The following is an 18,602-nucleotide window of genomic DNA, read 5'->3' as shown; positions in this document are numbered from 1 at the left end:
GTATAGCCTTACATTATCATGTCGGGTTATACGTCAAAATTTTCTTAATAAAGCACTTGAAATAAGATAATTATAATGGTACAATTTTCCTATATAAAACGAAGGGGGAGCCGAAATGGCTTTAAGACGAGAGAAAAAGCGTATCGGAGATATGCTTATAAATGAAAATGTAATAACTCAGGAGCAACTTGAGCAGGCTCTGAAAAAATCAAAGGAGACTCACAAAAAGATAGGTGAGACTCTTGTAGAGCTTGGATTTACCAATGAGCTTCAGATTGCAAAGGCACTTTCGCAGCAGCTTGAGCTTCCGTTTGTGAATGTCAGTGCCATGAACATTCCGGAAGAGGTGCAGGCGCTTGTCAATGAGACAGTGCTCAGAAAGCATGTCATGATACCAATTGCATTTGATCCAAAGAATGCCAATATCGTACATGTAGCAATGGCAGATCCGATGGATATGGTCGCACTGGATGATTTTTCCATCATCACAAATCTGCAGGCTGAGCCGGCGGTTGCGACAGCCAGAGATATTCTTCTGACACTTGACAAGTACTATGGTGATACCGAGGCTATGAAGGCAGCGCAGGAGTATGCAAGAGAGAGAAAAGAGCGTGAGCAGAAAAATGCCGAGGCAGAGGAAGCTACCAGCAAGGACGTCAACAATTCACCGGTTGTTTTGCTTGTCAACTCTATAATTGAGCAGGCAGCCAGACTCAGGGCTTCAGATATACATATAGAGGCACTTGAAAATAAGGTCAGAGTGCGCTACAGAATTGATGGTGCACTTTATGAGAAGGCATCCTACAGCATACATCTTCTCTCAGCTATCATTACCCGACTGAAAATTATCGGAGGCATGGATATTTCAGAGAAGCGAAAGCCGCAGGACGGCCGTATCACTATGGAGATAGACAAGACAGAGTATGATATCCGAGTATCAATCCTTCCAACAGTATTCGGTGAGAAATGCGTTATGCGACTTGCGCAGAAAAAGGCACTTACAAGAGATAAAAAGGAGCTGGGATTTTCAGACGAAGAGCTTAAGGCCTTTGATCATATACTGATGAATACCAATGGTATCATACTGGTAACAGGACCTACAGGAAGTGGTAAGTCAACGACACTTTACACAGCGCTTTCAGAGCTGAACAGTGAGGACGTAAATATTATCACGGTTGAGGATCCTGTGGAGGCCAATATAGACGGAATCAACCAGGTTCAGGTAAATAATAAGGCAGATCTGACATTTGCGTCAGCACTTCGTTCTATTCTGCGACAGGACCCTGATATCATCATGATCGGTGAGATTCGAGACCGCGAGACAGCGGAGATTGCGGTGCAGGCATCCATCACAGGACACCTTGTGGTAAGCACACTGCATACAAACAGTTCTGCGAGTACGCTTTCACGACTTGAGGATATGGGAGTGGAGAGCTATCTGCTGGCAGATTCTGTAAAGGGAATTATCGCGCAGAGACTTGTCAGAAGACTTTGTCCGGATTGCAAGAAGGAGCATCTGCTCACAGAAGAGGAAAAGGAATTTATGGGTATTCCGGCATTTAAACCGGTGAAAGTATATGAGCCATGTGGCTGTGAACGCTGCGACCATACCGGCTATAAAGGTCGAATAGGAATATATGAGATAATGACAGTTACACCAAAGCTTAAAACGCTAATAGGAAAAGGCGCTTCGCCTGATGAAATCAATGAGACAGCCTGTACTGAGGGCATGCATACCTTAAGACAGAGTGCAATAAGACTGGTCCTTCAGGGAGTGACCTCATATCATGAGATGTTAAAGACAACATTTGAGAACTAAGGGGGGAGAAAAATGCAGATAACAGACGTACTTAGAGCGGCACAGCAGCAGAATTCATCAGATATACATATCGCGCCGGGAAATCCGGTAATGCTTCGTATAGACGGAACTCTTGTGCCACAGGGAAATATGGTATTGACCGACAAGGAGACAGATAATCTGCTTAGTCCGATAGTTCCAAGAGAGCTTCTTGGGGAGCTTAAGGAAAAGGGAGAGCTTGACTTTGCTTTTTCAGTAGAGGGCTTTTCACGAGTCAGGGCGAATGTGTTCAGACAGAGAGGTTCATATGCGGCAGCTCTTCGAATCCTTTCATATGATGTACCTTCACCACAGCAGCTTGGAATACCGCAGGCGGTAGTGAATCTTACCACAAAGATGAGAGGGCTGGTTCTGGTAACAGGAGCCACAGGAAGTGGAAAATCAACCACACTTGCCAGTCTTATTGACGTAATAGCAACAAGAGATTCAAAAAATATAATCACGCTGGAAGATCCTATAGAGTACCTCCATTCAAGAAAGCGTTCTATAGTGACACAGAGAGAGGTTGGAAAAGATACACTGTCATATGCGGCTGCGCTTCGTGCTGCACTCAGACAGGATCCGGATGTAATACTTGTAGGAGAGATGCGTGATCTTGAGACTATTTCTACAGCTATCACAGCAGCAGAAACAGGACATCTTGTTTTCTCCACGCTTCATACAAACAGTGCGGCTGATGCAATAGACCGTATCATAGATGTGTTCCCGCCACATCAGCAGCAGCAGATAAGAGTGCAGCTTTCAGGTGTACTCGAGGGCATCATAGCCCAGCATCTGCTTCCAATGGTAAACGGTGGACGAATAGCAGCATTTGAGGTGCTTCTTGCCAACAATGCTATCAGAAACCTGATCCGTGAGGCAAAGGCTTTTCAGATTCCGTCAATTATACAGACATCAAAGAGGGAAGGCATGCAGACTATGGATGACTGCATCACACAGTATTACAGTCAGGGGCTCATTGCACCGGAAACAGCATTATCGTATGCCCACGATCCGGCTGCCATGTCTAACCGCATTCATCTTCGCTATTAGTATTATCAGATGTACATTAAATTAAGAATTAATTTATATAAAATTGTTGAATTACCGTAAAGGAGGATACGAAAGTGGCTGATTGGACATATCAGGTCATAGATCCAAACGGAAAAGAAAAAAAAGGAAATATAGTTGCAGAGACAGAACTTGAGGCAAAAAATAAGCTAAAGCTTGAAGGAAATATGGTCATAAGTCTTACAAAAGCAACTGCACTCACAAAGGAAATATCCTTTAGCATAGGCGGAAAGGTGAAACCGCGAGACTTGTCAGTGTTCTGTCGTCAGTTCACAAGTATGATAAATGCAGGTGTCACAATTCTTGACACACTCGATATGCTTTCTGACCAGACAGAGAACAAGACGATGGCAAAGGCCATAAAGGGTGTGCATGCGGAAATCCAGAAAGGTGAGACACTCTCAGACAGTCTGAAAAAGTATCCCAACGTTTTTCCTGATATCATGGTCAGCATGGTTGCGGCAGGAGAGGCATCAGGTAAAATAGATGTTGCGTTTGAAAGAATGTCAGCACATTTTGAGAAATCAGCAAAGCTAAACGGTATGATAAAAAAAGCTGCCGTTTATCCTATAATTGTCGTAATAGTTGCGATAGCAGTTGTAATTGTCATGCTTGTTAAGGTAATTCCTAGCTATTCAGATATGTTTAATGATCTCGGTACAGAACTTCCTGGAATCACAAAAGCGGTTTTGGCAATGAGTAATTTTGTCACCGGTTACTGGTATATAATTGTAGCAGTAGTCGCGATAGCGGTTATTGCGATAAAGGCGTATAAGAAGACCAACAGTGGACAGATATTTTTTGGTACACTGGCCAGAAAGCTTCCGGTTTTTGGAAAGCTAAACATAAAAACCGCGGCCAGCAATTATGCTCGTACACTTTCAACACTGGTATATTCAGGACTTCCAATGATAGAGGCACTTGGTATTACTGCAAATACCATGAAAAACGCTCTCTACAGAAATGCATTGAACAAGGCAAGAGAGGAGGTCAGCAAGGGTGTTCCTCTCTCAGAGCCAATCACAGCGTGTGGACTGTTTCCACCTATGGTATCACATATGACCAGAATCGGAGAGGAAACAGGAGATCTCGAGGGTATGCTCACGCGTCTTGCAGACTACTATGATGAGGAAGTAGAGATGGCTACCCAGACAGTTATGGCTGCAATCGAGCCTATGATTATTCTTGTACTGGCCGCAATTGTCGGTGTGCTTGTGGCAGCAGTTATGGCACCAATGCTCACCATGTATCAGGCTATGGACACTCTATAAAATGAAAAAAGCAGACCTTGAGTGTGAACCCGGGGCTGCTTTTTTAGTGTTGAAAAAATGGCATAACAACTGCAGGGACTGACAGTAAGGCGTGGGAAGAACAAAAAAATAAAAGTCTTGCAAAGGTATATAACCAATGATATAATTTAAACACACAATTCGAGCCGTTTCAGAGGCTCAATGATTTATCAGGCTGTGTCAGCCACAAATCCCATTGTGTATAAAAACTAAATATTGCCAGGAAATGTCTGATCGTATCTATACGTGGCAAATGTTTAATTGGAATTTTAAGGGTTTTAAGGAGTGATTATTCAGTAATTATTGAATATGTGCGTTTTTTTAGTAGCTTCTTAATAGTTTCCTGCTTTTAAGAGCTTTTTAAATTTAAGGAATCTTTGAGGGCAGCTATTTTCAAAGAAGTATTGAATAATTACGAAGTTACGAAGATTTTTATGAGAAAATCAGAAGGAGAAGTGAATGATTTACAGAAAAGTAAGGACAAACCTGTCCCGTACGCTAAGTGCGATAGAGCAGGACAAGGCAACCAGTGATGACTATGTGAAGTGTATACTTGCGGATCCGCAGATTGCGGCATACATAGTGCAGGCAGTGGTGGAGGAGTTTAAAGACATGGAAATAGATGAGATTATTCCATGCATGGGTGAGCCAACAGTAACACTTAAGTTTCCGGAGAGGCTTGGTGTGAAAGTCCAAAACACAGGAAACGAGTCAGTTGATGAGGAAGATGGAAAAATCATTTACGACATCAAGTTTCCGGTGTATTATAAGGGAAAGAAAAAAGAATTTATCATCAACATTGAGGCACAAAAGAGCAGTAAAAAATCAAAGCTTGGGTATAAGCTTGAAAATAGGATAACATACTACATGGGGCGTATGATATCAGAGCAGAAGGGAACAGAGTTTTCAGGCTCAAGCTATGATGACATAAAATCCATATACAGCATCTGGATATGCATGGATACAAAGAAAACAGATGATTCGATAATCGAATTTGGGATGAAATCCAATCTGATATATGGTAAAATAAAGAAAATACCAAAGCTTAGCAAGATAAACGGAGCATTGATAAATGTCCGTACGAGAACAGCAAAAAACAGAGAGCTGTCGAAGAACAGACTTATAGCGATGCTCGAGGAGCTGTTCTCAAAATCGGAATTTCTGGAGAAAAAGAAGATACTGGAAGAAGACTATGGACTTAAAATGAGCGTGGAGCTTGAAGGGAGGATGAACGAGATGTGTAATGTGAGTGATTACTGGGAAGAGGTTGCACTTCAGACAGGCAGAAAGGAAGGCAGAGAAGAAGGACGTAAAGAAGGAAGAGAAGAAGGACGGAAAAAAGAACAGGTTTCACTGATCGTCAAGAAAATCAAGAAAAATAAAACAGTGGCAGAGATAGCGGATGATCTGGAAGAAAAAGAGGAAGTTATCGCTCCGATTTACGAAGCTGCTTTATCAATGAAGCCGGATTATGATGTCGAGAAGATATATGAGCTGCTTGAGAAAAATAAAAAATTGGCATAGCAACTGTAGCTGCTGACAGTAGGGCGGGGCTTCATCCCCTGAGCCCGGACTGGTGTACACTCTCTCGCGTGAGCTACGCTGCACAGCTAAGATACTGTAGGAATTATGCCTTATAGGTTGATTATACATGACGAAACCGTCGAAACGCGCCGTCCGTGGCGCGGTTCTCCTTGCCCGTTACTGCTCACACCATCAGTGTGACCAGTAACGATTACAGCCCCTGCCTCTACGAGGCAGGGGCTGTAATCTGCCAATAGTTGACGCATTGGCGCATAGCTTGACAGCGTGGTGTCAAGCTTGCGTTTGAACAGCAATGATATATATTACATCTCGGTGGCAGCTCATTTCTGTTTATCGTGTGCATAATTCAACAGTATCTAAGCAGTTTCGCTATGCGCTCATGAGAGAGAGCGTGCCACAGCCGGTCACATGTGATGAAGCCCCTCACACTGTGGCGGAATGCAGGCTGATAGGCGTGCAGTGCAGAAACAGTATGAAAAAATATAAGTATCAAAAAAGAAAAATTATTATAACAAAGAACTGTAGCTATGCTACAATCAACTCAAAGCATTATATTCCTGTAAGCGGCACCACATAACAATTTTTACAGGTGCACACCACTTTGAAGAGGGCAGACCACTTCGCATCATTCTACAAAGGACATGGAAGTTTTCAATGCTTTAATTACCCATTAACAGCAGGAAAATTGAAATGCCGTATGTAGACAGAATACAGAAAATGTAGTAAAAAGGCGGATGAACTGTATACAGTGTGTAAACATAAAGAAGGACAGCACATGTATAGCTTGTAAACTGTACCCTCATTGGCACCAAATTTTCCTGCTCACACAAGAGAACAGGAGGAGAAGGATTGAGCGCAAAGGACTCAATGGCAAAGGAATACTTTGCTGACAATGCCAGGTTTGCTGACCTGTGCAACAATATGCTGTATGGAGGAAGAGAGGTCATCCTGCCGGAAAATCTTAAGGAAAGGGACACGACAGAGGTGCTGACTGCACTGGGGCTTGACAAAAAGACCATAGCGGTGCAGAAGTTGAGGGATATCTTCAAAAATGCCAGCATCAAATATACCGGCAAATCATATGTCGTACTGATAGGAGTAGAGAATCAGTCTGATATACACTATTCCATTCCGGTAAAAAACATGTTTTATGATGTCATGGCATATGGAAATCAGGTAAAGGAAACAGCCAAAAAGCACCGCAAGGAAAAGGATACGGCAACGTCGGATGAATTTCTCTCTGGATTTACAAAAACTGATAAGCTGATACCGGTGATTACGATTACAGTATATCTCGGAATAAAGGAATGGGATGGTCCAAGAAAGCTGTCAGATATGTTTGGTGATGTGGATGAAGAACTTCTGCCATTCATACCGGATTACAGGATTAATCTGCTGGCACCGAGGGAGATAACAGACTTTACAGGATTCAGGACATCCATCAGACAGCTTTTCGAGGTACTGCAGAATGCGTATGATAAGGAAAAGATGCAGGAAGTGCTGCAGAACGATGAAAAATTTAGCAAGATGGACAGAGAGACAGTCGAGGCAATCAACCTGTTTGCAGGAACGGATATAGACATAGATGAGAAAGAAGAGGTGATTGATATGTGTAAGGCATGGGAAGAACAGAAAAATGAAGGCAGAGAATTAGGCAGAGAAGAAGGCCTAGAAGAAGGCAGAATTCGTCAGGCAAAAGTAACGGCTTTAAAACTTCAGAAAAAAGGATACTCAATAGAAGATATAGCTGAATGCGTGGATTTTGACGAGGAAACAGTAAAAAAATGGCTTGTGAGCTAATATTGTAGTGAAATGTAAATTATAGGAAGGAGTCTTTGAGCGAAAGCACTGAGGCTGCTTCCTTTTTGTCTGAGGGTACTGACAGTTGGGCGGGGTTTCATCCCCTGAGCCCGGACTGGTGTACACTCTCTCGCGTGAGCTACGCTGCACAGCTAAGATACTGTAGGAATTATGCCTTATAGGTTGATTATACATGACGAAAACGTCGAAACGCGCCGTCCGTGGCGCGGTTCTCCTTGCCCATTACTGCTCACACTGTTAGGTGTGAACAGTAACCATGTGTAAGGCGTGGGAAGAACAAAAAAATAAAAGTCTTGCAAAGGTATATAACCAATGATATAATTTAAACACACAATTCGAGCTGTTTCAGAGGCTCAATGATTTATCAGGCTGTGTCAGCCACAAATCCCATTGTGTATAAAAACTAAATATTGCCAGGAAATGTCTGATCGTATCTATACGTGGCAAATGTTTAATTGGAATTTTAAGGGTTTTAAGGAGTGATTATTCAGTAATTATTGAATATGTGCGTTTTTTAGTAGCTTCTTAATGGTTTCCTGCTTTTAAGAGCTTTTTAAATTTAAGGAATCTTTGAGGGCAGCTATTTTCAAAGAAGTATTGAATAATTACGAAGTTACGAAGATTTTTATGAGAAAATCAGAAGGAGAAGTGAATGATTTACAGAAAAGTAAGGACAAACCTGTCCCGTACGCTAAGTGCGATAGAGCAGGACAAGGCAACCAGTGATGACTATGTGAAGTGTATACTTGCGGATCCGCAGATTGCGGCATACATAGTGCAGGCAGTGGTGGAGGAGTTTAAAGACATGGAAATAGATGAGATTATTCCATGCATGGGCGAGCCAACAGTAACACTTAAGTTTCCGGAGAGGCTTGGTGTGAAAGTCCAGAACACAGGAAACGAGTCCGTTGATGAGGAGGATGGAAAAATCATTTACGACATCAAGTTTCCGGTGTATTATAAGGGAAAGAAAAAAGAATTTATCATCAACATTGAGGCACAAAAGAGCAGTAAAAAATCAAAGCTTGGGTATAAGCTTGAAAATAGGATAACATACTACATGGGGCGTATGATATCAGAGCAGAAGGGAACAGAGTTTTCAGGCTCAAGCTATGATGACATAAAATCCATATACAGCATCTGGATATGCATGGATACAAAGAAAACCGATGATTCGATAATCGAATTTGGGATGAAATCCAATCTGATATATGGTAAAATAAAGAAAATACCAAAGATTAGCAAGATAAACGGAGCATTGATAAATGTCCGTACGAGAACAGCAAAAAACAGAGAGCTGTCGAAGAACAGACTCATCGCAATGCTTGAAGAGCTGTTTTCAAAATCGGAATTTCTGGAGAAAAAGAAGATACTGGAAGAAGATTATGGACTTAAAATGAGCGTGGAGCTTGAAGGGAGGATGAACGAGATGTGTAATGTGAGTGATTATTGGGAAGAGGTTGCACTTCAGACAGGCAGAAAGGAAGGCAGAGAAGAAGGACGTAAAGAAGGCAGAGAAGAAGGACGGAAAAAACAAGCAATGGAGACTGCCTTAAAGCTTAAGAAAAAAGGCCATTCGTTAGAAGACATTGCAGAGTGCGTAGATTTTGATGTTGAAACTGTAAGAAAATGGCTTGTGAGCTAACACGGAAATGCTGAGAAAAATGCTTCAATCGAAAATAATAGAAAAACATGCGACTAATGTCCTATTTTCCTCTTGCATTTTTTGAAAAATAGTGGTACAATTTTCCTATGAAGAAACAAAGAGTTGTGAGTAGGGCATCAGCTCTTTGCGGACAATAAAAAACCAAGTTACATGAAAAGGAGAAAAGACTATGGTAAAGAATGTACTTAAAAAGAATGAAAAGAGAAGAAAGAACAACAAAGGTTTCTCTCTCGTAGAGCTTATCGTTGTAATTGCCATCATGGCAGTACTTGTTGGTGTACTTGCTCCACAGTTTATTAAATATGTTGAGAAATCAAGAGTATCAACTGATATGCAGAATGTTCAGCAAATGAAGAGTGCTGTTGAAGCAGAAGTTGCAGATAATGAAACAGCGGCAGCAACTACTGTAACAATAACAATTAAAGGTGGTAAAGCAACATCGTCTATTGATTTATCATCTACAAGCAAAGAAGTGAAAATGAAGTCATCAAAATGGCAAGAAATGACTTTTACATTAACACCTTCAAGTGGTACTTGGGCAGCATCTGGTACAACAACAAATGGTGATAAGGATATGAAATCTGTATTTGAATAATACATAAAGAGGACACTAACAAATGATACCAGAACTGATACCCATCTACATTTTAATATTTGCATTCGGAATTGTTATAGGCAGTTTCCTAAACGTCTGTATCTACCGTATACCAATGCATGAGACAGTGGTGACCGAGAGGTCCCACTGTATGAAATGCGGGTATCAGTTAGCTTGGTATGATATGGTGCCGGTGTTTAGCTGGCTGTTTTTACGCGGCAGATGCCGCAAGTGTAAAGAACCAATTTCACCTCAATACCCTATAATTGAGGCGTTGAATGGTTTATTGTACGTTATAGTATTTGCAGTAAATGGACTTGAATTATCAAGCATCATATACTGCCTTCTTACATCAGCACTGATAGTACTCAGTGTGATAGATTGGAGAACATATGAAATTCCATTCGGAATCAATATATTTATACTGGTGCTTGGAATCCTACATGTGTTTATAGACCATGGCAACTGGTCTGAATATGTGATAGGATTCTTTTGTGTCAGTGTATTCCTTGAAATCCTCCTCCTGTTGAGCGGAGGAAGAGCCATAGGCGGCGGCGACGTCAAGCTCATGGCATGCGCAGGCCTTGCAATAGGCTGGCAGAATATAACATTAGCATTTTTCCTGGGATGCATCATCGGTTCCGTGATACATCTGATCCGTATGAAAATAACAAAAGCAGGCAGCACGCTTGCAATGGGACCATATTTGGCAGCCGGAATTTTTATTTCGATGCTATGGGGCGAGAAAATGATATCGGCATATCTGGTACTCGCGGGCTTTTAAAAAGATGCTATAATGTATCATATTTGTTAGAAAAACAGATACTGAGAAATCTTGCGAGCAAAAAGTAGAGCAAAGCAGAGTAAAAGCAGAGTAAAGCTCAGCAAATCTCAATAAAGCACAGATATACCGAAAATATATAATATTTTACAAACGCACATCGTGTAAAGTGTTTAGCATACAAAGCTTAGCACACAACCCGGGCGCAGTGTAAAACATAGATAATATGGAGGACTTGGTTATGGCAAACAGAGTACTTGGAATTGAAATAGGACAAAACCTTACCAGAGTCGTAGAAATTGATTATAAAACAAAAAATCCAAAAGTACACAGCATGTTCAGCTTTCCAACACCACCTGAAATGATAGAGGATGGTGTGGTTCATGCGGACAGCATGTTCAGATCCATGCTTTACAGCAAGATTAAGGAAAAGAAGATAAACACCAACAAGGCTGTTTTCGTCTTAAACTCCACACGAATCGCATCGAGAGAGATGGAGCTTCCACTTGTAAAGGAAAAGCAGATAAAGGATCTTTTGCAGATGAATGCATCGGATTATTTTCCGGTGGATTTAAGTCAGTACAAACTCGTTCATGAGGTTATAGAAAAGATTGATAAACCGGAAGAAAAGAAAATGCGTCTTTCGGTTATTGCCATACCTAATGAGATTATATCATCATATGAGGAGCTCGCAGAGGACTGCAGGCTTCAGATAGTCGCACTTGATTACAGCGGAAATGCAGTCAAGCAGTTGATGCTAAGGGAGATTCCAGGTGACATAAAGGCCACCATCAAGATAGATGAGACCATTTCAACCATCACGGTCATGGATGGAGATATCATAAAGCTTCAGCGAAATGTGAATTACGGACTGGCAGACGCCATCGAGGAGATTCAGGACAGCGAGCTGTTTGGAGAGTATCTTTCATTTACAGATGCTGTTGATGTGGCAAGGAGAAAGACCTGTCTTGAGCTCAAATCAGATGTCATACAGCCGGAGATAGAAAATGCAGAGCGCGATGACATGGGACACGAGATTGATTCGGAAAGATTTAAAAAGCTCCGTGCAAATGTCAACTACACACTTGCCAATCTGGTGAGCAGTCTTGGAAGAGTTATTGACTATTACCAGTCCAGAAACGTTGACAGACCGATTGACAGGATTTTCCTTGTGGGCCTGGGAGCAGATTTCAGCGGACTCAGCAAGCTTCTCACAAATGAACTGAACTATAAGGTTATTCCACTACAGCAGTTTGACGGAATAAGTGTTGCAAAAAATATAAATCTTGCAGAGACAAAGATAGCAGAGTTTTTCAACTGTGTGGGTGCCACATTAAAGCCACTTCCGATAACGGATGAGAAAAAGGCAAAGGGCAATATTTTTACCACACCTATCGGTGGAATGAATAATGTACCGATGGAACAGGGAGCCCAGCCCCCGCTTGGACCGGATGGACAGCCACTTCCGATGCCTGATGGAATGGAAGAACAAAAAGGAGCGTCGCTTGGCATACCTCTTATAATACTCGGAGTGTGTGTGGTAGCGTCAGTTGGACTGATTGCTTACAGTATTTTTGCAAATCTTGTTTTAACATCTGACAATATGGCTCTCAAGGGACGGGTTTCTGACTTGTCATATGCACAGAACATATATGATGTATACAATCAGACAAAGAGCGATTATGAGTGGACAAAGCTGCTTCAGGACGCATCATCCAATAAAAATGATGAGATAGTCAGCTTTATAGATGAGCTTGAGAAAAAGCTTCCATCGGAGGCTAAGCTTGTTTCCATGAATGTCACAACAGACGGAGTGTCACTAACAGTTTCACAGGGAAGCAAAGATATTGCGGCAGATGTAATTGCACAGCTTCGAACCTTTGACAGCATTATGGTTTCGAATGTTTCCACAATCACAGATGAGGTTGACGAGACCGGAGCATCAAAGGTACAGTTTACAGTTGACTGTGTGTATGTTAAGCAGTCGGACGATTCAGACACATCTGAGACAACGGATAAACAGGCTGACGGCTCAAATGATAATACATCGCAGGATAATACATCGCAGGATAATGCATCACAGAATACATCGGATAATGCAGCACAATAAGGAGGTGTTAAAATGTCAGCAAGAGATAAAAAACTACTTATTATATTAGCCGGAATTGCCGTTTTAGCACTTACATACTTTTTTGTCTTTGCACCTCAGGCAAATAAGAGAGAAACTCTGAAAACTGAGAATATGCAGCTTAAGTCACAGTACAATCAGCTTTCTACACTTGCTGCAAAGGCAGATGATTATACAAAAAAGACGCAGAAGATGTCTGATGAAATGCAGAAGGTGTATGACAATTTTCCATCTTATTTACAGATAGAAAATGGCATTATGGATGCTGTTGCAATCGAGAAATCAACTAACACAAAGTTCACAGAGCTAACCGTAAATGATCCTGTTGCCATTGATGTGACCGCGGACAATTCGGGTGATGGCACAGAGCAAAGCTCAGGGTCATCAGATAGCAGCTCGTCAGAAAGCAGCACCGCGGATAGCAGTACATCATCTTCCGAGAGCACGTCAGCAGATACAACTGCCACTGATAATGGTTCAGGAAGTGATGCCACAGCACAGAACAATGCAAAATCCACAGTGGCAGGATATCAGCTTTATGATGTCAACTCAGTAATGGCATTTACCACAGAGTATCATGGACTGAAATCCATGCTTGAGCAGGTAATTGGTTCTACAGACAAAAAGACAATCAGCAGTCTTAATGTCAATTTTGATGATTCTACAGGTGAGCTGTCAGGGGAGCTCAACACAGATTCATATTTCCTGTATGGACTTGATAAGCCATATCAGGCGCCGGTAATACCGGAGATACCGCATGGTACAGACAATCTGTTTGGTACACTGAATTAAATTTAAAATAAAAACTCTATTTACAAAGGAGGAAGCCGGTTTGAGAAAGTTAAGGGACGATGATCGAGGAATTACACTTGTTGAGCTTATTGTGTCTATAGCCATTCTTGCAATAATCGTGCTTCCTTTTTTGAATAGCTTTGTGATGGCGGCAAAGACCAATGCCAAGTCGAAAAATGAGCTGAATGCTACACACCTTGCGGAGAATATCATGGAGGGTGTGGAGAAAAATTCCATGAAGACGCTAGCCTATCAGTTTAACTATCCATCTGAGGGATTTGATATAGCGGATGGATTTGCAATCGGAAGCAGTGGTGCACAGGAACTGATTGCGTCGGCATTGGGATCCGGAAGTACCTCATATGCTCCGGCAGTCAGATTTGATGATGTGGATTCCGGATTATCAGCATCAGAAAAAGAAAATAAGATTACAAGTTCAATTCACAAGACCGATAAGTCACAGACTATAAACGATGCAACAAAATGGAAGTTTGTGGAGAGCAGCTCTCACAAATACTATTTTTATATGTCAGATGTGCAGTCAGGTTCAAAAAAGTACAATGCACTTGTGACACTTGATGCCAGGGCTGATGAGGTTAAAGATGCCTCAGGTAAAACAGACAAGGCTAACAGTGGAAAGGTGACAAATTACAACACAGATAGTCTGGCAGATATTTCGTCAATGAATTTTGACCATGATGCAATCTGGACAGATCAGAGAGCATTTTCTGATTTAAAAACTGAGTTGGAAAACGATAATGTAATAAATAAAAATTCCGGTTTAGAGGAGAGTCAGGTAAACAGAACAATCACTGTAAAGATAACAAATACAACGAGTACAAAGGTAGAAGTGTCTACCTCCTATGATGTAAATGGAAAGACGTATCCTGACCCAAATTCCAAAAAGGCAGATGAGTTTAAAAGTATTGTATTTGATAATTCATCGAATACATTAGATCATGATTTGAGAAATATTTATATTTTTTATACACCGTGGTATTCGTCAAAGGGACCAAATCCTAACGAACAGATAGTCATTGAAAATGATGATAGTGTAAAGTGTAATGTAAACCTTGTAAAGCAGATGCCTAAGAGTACAGATTCATCTGCACTTACAGGTAAAGAGAATGAGTATACAGTTTGTGTGAATGTTTTGGAAAAAAACAATGCCCACAGCTCAAACCCGGCAAGTGTTACAATAGCGACAAATCTGGATATAAATCTTGGTAATCCGGACACGGCAATGTCTCACAAGCAGGCATTGTATAAGTATAACAATGAAGCAACAGAGGAAGCAAAAAACAAGATTACAAAGCGTAATCTCACAAACGATGTAACTGCTGACAGGATATATGATGTTACTGTAGACATATTTGACAGCAAAACCAAATTGGACGAGATTGGTACCGCAAAGCCTGAGGTATCAATCACAGGAAGCATGGTGGATTAATATGACACGAAAAGATAACCGTGGAGCATCACTCATAATGGTTGTTATCGCGATGGCAATAGTGGCTGTACTTGCGGTGACAGTGCTTTGGATGGCTCTCATTAACAGACAAATGAAGGTGACAAATAAAAAGAATACAGATAATTTCTATTCGGCTGAGGGGGTGCTGGATCAGATATGTGCCGGACTGCAGGGTGAGGTGTCAAAGGCATACAAGGCAGGGTATTCAGATGTTATGCAAAATTATTCAACGCTTTCAGAATCAAGGCGACAGGTTAAATTTAATACCACATTTAAGAATTCAATCCAGAAAAGCCTTAGCGGAGATCCAAAATATTATAAGGTCGAAACGTTAATAAGTTATGTAGACAAAAAGTTGACCCAAGAGCCGAAAGGTGAAAAAGGACCATATGCAGAGATAAAGACTACATCCCACGTTGATGATAATGAAAACCATGGAGAACTTCTTGTGAATGAAAACAATCTTATATTGAAGGGTATATATGTTAAATATACAGATGATAAGGGATATGATTCAGTTATAAAGACAGACATCTCTTTAAATGTCCCAACCATGAAGTTTTCAGCTTCCGGAGCAGTGCCGGATCTTTTTGCATATTCGCTCATAGGAAATACAGGTCTTGAAGTTGATACAAATACAGAAATAAATGGAAGTGTTTTTGCAGGAAATCCTTATCTGACAGGATTAAGTGATGATGATGAGACAAGCGTGACTATTCCCGCAAATAAAAAACTTAAAGTCGATAAAAGCAGTACATTTATTGCAAGCGGAGATTTAAATATCGGTGATGCAAAGGCAAATGCAAGCAGCAATTCAAAATTTGATGTTTCAAAGCAGTGTCAGCTCTGGGCAGGAAATATTTATGTAAAGGGTGCAAATGCCACATTGCAGGGCAACACATATGTGAAAGACGACCTGACACTAAAATGTGTCAACTCAGATGTCACACTTGGCAATGACAAAAAGGATACCAGGTATGTAGGCTTCGGATATGGCGATACAGATGCCAAGGACAGCAGTGCCATTATAATAAATGGTAAAGGTTCATCTCTCGATATGAGTAATCTTGATTCGCTGATGGTTGCAGGATATGCGTATGTGAAGACTTCATCGCTTCAGCCAATATCAGGAGAGAATAATCAGAACATTACAACAGGTGAGTCTATTTCTGTAAAGGGTAATCAGATAGCATATCTCGTGCCGGCTGAATGTATCGGAACAGATGGGAACGGCCCAGATGCCAAATCCTTATACAACAAAAATCCTCTGACCTATGCAGAATATAAGAAGATTGCAAAAGAAAAGGATGAGAGCAATAGTAATGAAAAAAAATATACTGAGATAAACCTTAATGTGGTAGGCTCAAAGCTTGGATGGCCGCTATCAAAATATATGGATGACAGTGATGTTAATTCGTGTATCAGAAATGTTTTTGTGCAGTCACAGACAGGCTCAAATGATGATGGTCTTGTCTACTACTATGTAAATCTTCCGGCCGATAAGGCAGCCAAGTATTATGAGGATTATTATAATACCGATAAGCTAGGTGAGAACAAGCTTACAAAATACACCAATTTCTATACAAAAAAGATTAAAGTTGGAAACAATCCAGCAAATATTTTTACCGCAGGCAATTATTCAATCTTTGATGGCACTGATGATGCAAAGGAGCTTTCGCTTCACACCGTAAACAAGGAGGGAATCTATGCGCAGTCGGCCTCTTTAAGCAAAACCTATGATGCGCTTAACAAAAAGCTGGTGACTGAGGCAGACCGGCTCCAGGGGGTGAGAGATATCAATCCGGGCAGGACAAATAACTATTGTTTGTTTGATAATCTGATTGATACATCAAAAGATACAGCTACAGGCATGACAAAGATATCAAAGTTCCTTGGAATCGGAAATGACAAAAAGGAAATTACTGCTAAGGTCATTGATAAATATTACAAAGCTGTGGTTGTGGACAATGAAAAGAAAAGTGCATATAAGTATGATAGCAGTGAAGGGGATAATGTATCTCTTATCATTGCAACAGGTGATGTGGAAGTGTCTGGCGATTTTATGGGAACAATCATTGCAAAAGGTAAAATTACATTGCAAAATGGAGCTTCTAAAATAAATAATAATTCGCAGGATGTATTCCGTGCACTTCTCATGCAGAAGAATGGCACGTCTGATGATGCAATGTATCTTTACAATATTTTTGTTGACGGAAAAGCTTTACTCGGCGATGATGCAAAAGATATAGATGATTTGGATTACACAAAGCTTATCACATATCAGAACTGGACCAAGAATTAAAGCATTTTTGGATATCATATGATGATATAAGGGGTAAAAGATATTTAACCTTTGATTTGTAATTAGAATAATTTAGAAATCGAGCGGAAGGGGGAAAACGCATATTATGAAAAAGACAGCTTATGACAAAAAAAACAATAATAAAAATGGCGGATTCTCTCTCGTAGAGCTCATAGTGGTCATTGCTATTATGGCTGTACTCACAGGAATAGCTTCTATGTCTCTTGCATCGGTTATGGGTGTTTCCGTAAAGCAGTGCGCGAGAGATATCCAGTCGGCGGCAAATCAGACACGGGTGTCTACGCTGGGCAAGGATGAAGTCATCATGACAATCACTAAAGGCAATAAAGCAAAATCCAGTGAAGCATATTACTGCACTATAGTGACAAAGGATGGCCTTGGTAAGACAATAGAAAACGAAGAAAAGATTGGAAAAAGTAACCTGGGTATCACATATGTGCTTAGTGATTCAAAGGGCAATAAGACCTCAGATATCACACTTGATGATACACATTCTTTGACAATCAAATTCAACAGAGGAACCGGTGCAATGGCACCTTGTATGAAAAGTGACGGCAGCAGTGGTGGTGACTATTACTGTATGCAGATTAAAGTGAAAAAAAACTCAACAGAAAAGATAATTTCATTTTACCCTGAGACCGGTAAGGTGAGCTTAAATTAAAAAATCCGGCGTATTTACGAAAGGAGGCAGGCTACGTGGTTACATTATTTCGAAGAAAAAATAGCGTAAAGAAATTAAATAATAAAGGCTTTACACTAGTTGAACTTATAATAGTAATGGCAATCATGGGGCTTGTCGGTCTTGCAGTTGCCGGGTTTATCGGGACAAGCAGCTCGCAGTATAAATCAGCGACAAAAGAAGTGGATTTGCAGTATGAAGCGCAGATATTCATGAATCAGCTCGGTGATATGGTACAGAGCGCATCAAAGGTCACTGCATTCACATACAGCGCAACAGCAGGTGATGTAGAGGTATTTGAGGTAACAAAGACGATTGAAAAAGAAGACCCGGAAGCTTCCGGTAATACAATTACAGAAACTCATGTATATAAGCTGACACTTAATCTTGATAAAAACAAAGTCTATATGCAAAAAGACAGTGGATCAAAGGAGCTTATGGCAGAATATGTATCCGGATTTAAGGCCACAATCGACAAAGACAAAAATTCAGTAAACTTTGATGTCGATTTCAAAAATGACAATAAAACTTACAATGTGACACAGAATTTCACAATGCGAAATAAGATGTAAAATATAAGATATAAACGATAAAGATACAAACA

At 40.7% G+C, this 18,602-nt stretch carries 15 protein-coding genes; all 15 read left to right on the top strand.

Annotated features, from left to right (window positions below; translation table 11 throughout):
* The first annotated feature begins 115 nt into the window (after nucleotides 1-115).
* The 15 genes from ACTQ1L_RS03315 to ACTQ1L_RS03245 all read left to right on the top strand — a co-directional run bounded on the left by ACTQ1L_RS03315 (nucleotide 116) and on the right by ACTQ1L_RS03245 (nucleotide 18,570).
* Entirely contained in the window at nucleotides 116-1,819 is a 1,704-nt protein-coding gene (locus ACTQ1L_RS03315; RefSeq protein ID WP_441365434.1) for a GspE/PulE family protein, read from the top strand.
* A 12-nt stretch (nucleotides 1,820-1,831) separates the two neighbouring features.
* Nucleotides 1,832-2,890, top strand: coding sequence for a type IV pilus twitching motility protein PilT (locus ACTQ1L_RS03310; protein WP_441365433.1), 1,059 nt, complete (start codon nucleotides 1,832-1,834; stop codon nucleotides 2,888-2,890).
* A 74-nt stretch (nucleotides 2,891-2,964) separates the two neighbouring features.
* On the top strand, nucleotides 2,965-4,179 hold the full coding sequence (locus ACTQ1L_RS03305; RefSeq protein ID WP_330023000.1) for a type II secretion system F family protein: 1,215 nt from the start codon (nucleotides 2,965-2,967) through the stop codon (nucleotides 4,177-4,179).
* 477 nt (nucleotides 4,180-4,656) lie between these two features.
* Entirely contained in the window at nucleotides 4,657-5,721 is a 1,065-nt protein-coding gene (locus tag ACTQ1L_RS03300) for a hypothetical protein (RefSeq protein ID WP_441365432.1), read from the top strand.
* A gap of 313 nt (nucleotides 5,722-6,034) precedes the next feature.
* Nucleotides 6,035-6,319, top strand: a complete 285-nt coding sequence (locus tag ACTQ1L_RS03295; RefSeq protein ID WP_441365431.1) for a hypothetical protein — start codon at nucleotides 6,035-6,037, stop codon at nucleotides 6,317-6,319.
* A gap of 272 nt (nucleotides 6,320-6,591) precedes the next feature.
* Entirely contained in the window at nucleotides 6,592-7,542 is a 951-nt protein-coding gene (locus ACTQ1L_RS03290; protein ID WP_441365430.1) for an Rpn family recombination-promoting nuclease/putative transposase, read from the top strand.
* A gap of 673 nt (nucleotides 7,543-8,215) precedes the next feature.
* Nucleotides 8,216-9,208 (top strand): hypothetical protein, encoded by a 993-nt coding sequence (locus tag ACTQ1L_RS03285; protein WP_441365429.1) that lies wholly within the window; start codon nucleotides 8,216-8,218, stop codon nucleotides 9,206-9,208.
* A 190-nt stretch (nucleotides 9,209-9,398) separates the two neighbouring features.
* The gene (locus ACTQ1L_RS03280; RefSeq protein ID WP_441365428.1) at nucleotides 9,399-9,824 is read left to right on the top strand and encodes a type II secretion system protein; all 426 of its coding nucleotides are present in this window, start codon (nucleotides 9,399-9,401) and stop codon (nucleotides 9,822-9,824) included.
* 22 nt (nucleotides 9,825-9,846) lie between these two features.
* Complete coding sequence (locus ACTQ1L_RS03275; protein WP_441365427.1) at nucleotides 9,847-10,608, top strand: prepilin peptidase; 762 nt, start codon at nucleotides 9,847-9,849, stop codon at nucleotides 10,606-10,608.
* Between the two features lie 238 nt (nucleotides 10,609-10,846).
* Nucleotides 10,847-12,715, top strand: coding sequence for a pilus assembly protein PilM (gene pilM, locus ACTQ1L_RS03270; protein WP_441365426.1), 1,869 nt, complete (start codon nucleotides 10,847-10,849; stop codon nucleotides 12,713-12,715).
* Nucleotides 12,716-12,727: 12 nt separating this feature from the next.
* Complete coding sequence (gene gspM, locus ACTQ1L_RS03265) at nucleotides 12,728-13,525, top strand: type II secretion system protein GspM (protein ID WP_441365425.1); 798 nt, start codon at nucleotides 12,728-12,730, stop codon at nucleotides 13,523-13,525.
* A 40-nt stretch (nucleotides 13,526-13,565) separates the two neighbouring features.
* Nucleotides 13,566-14,975, top strand: a complete 1,410-nt coding sequence (locus tag ACTQ1L_RS03260; RefSeq protein ID WP_441365424.1) for a type IV pilus modification PilV family protein — start codon at nucleotides 13,566-13,568, stop codon at nucleotides 14,973-14,975.
* Nucleotide 14,976: 1 nt separating this feature from the next.
* The gene (locus ACTQ1L_RS03255; protein WP_441365423.1) at nucleotides 14,977-17,298 is read left to right on the top strand and encodes a hypothetical protein; all 2,322 of its coding nucleotides are present in this window, start codon (nucleotides 14,977-14,979) and stop codon (nucleotides 17,296-17,298) included.
* A 106-nt stretch (nucleotides 17,299-17,404) separates the two neighbouring features.
* A complete protein-coding gene (locus tag ACTQ1L_RS03250; protein ID WP_441365422.1) occupies nucleotides 17,405-17,980 on the top strand; it encodes a pilus assembly FimT family protein in 576 nt (191 codons plus the stop codon).
* A 35-nt stretch (nucleotides 17,981-18,015) separates the two neighbouring features.
* Nucleotides 18,016-18,570, top strand: a complete 555-nt coding sequence (locus ACTQ1L_RS03245; protein ID WP_441365421.1) for a PulJ/GspJ family protein — start codon at nucleotides 18,016-18,018, stop codon at nucleotides 18,568-18,570.
* Nucleotides 18,571-18,602: the final 32 nt, after the last annotated feature.

The sequence above is a fragment of the Agathobacter sp. LCP21S3_B2 genome (assembly GCF_052118705.1).
GTDB lineage: Bacteria > Bacillota > Clostridia > Lachnospirales > Lachnospiraceae > Roseburia.
Note: the sequence above shows the minus strand (reverse complement) of the source record. Positions and strands in the feature narration are given on the sequence as shown.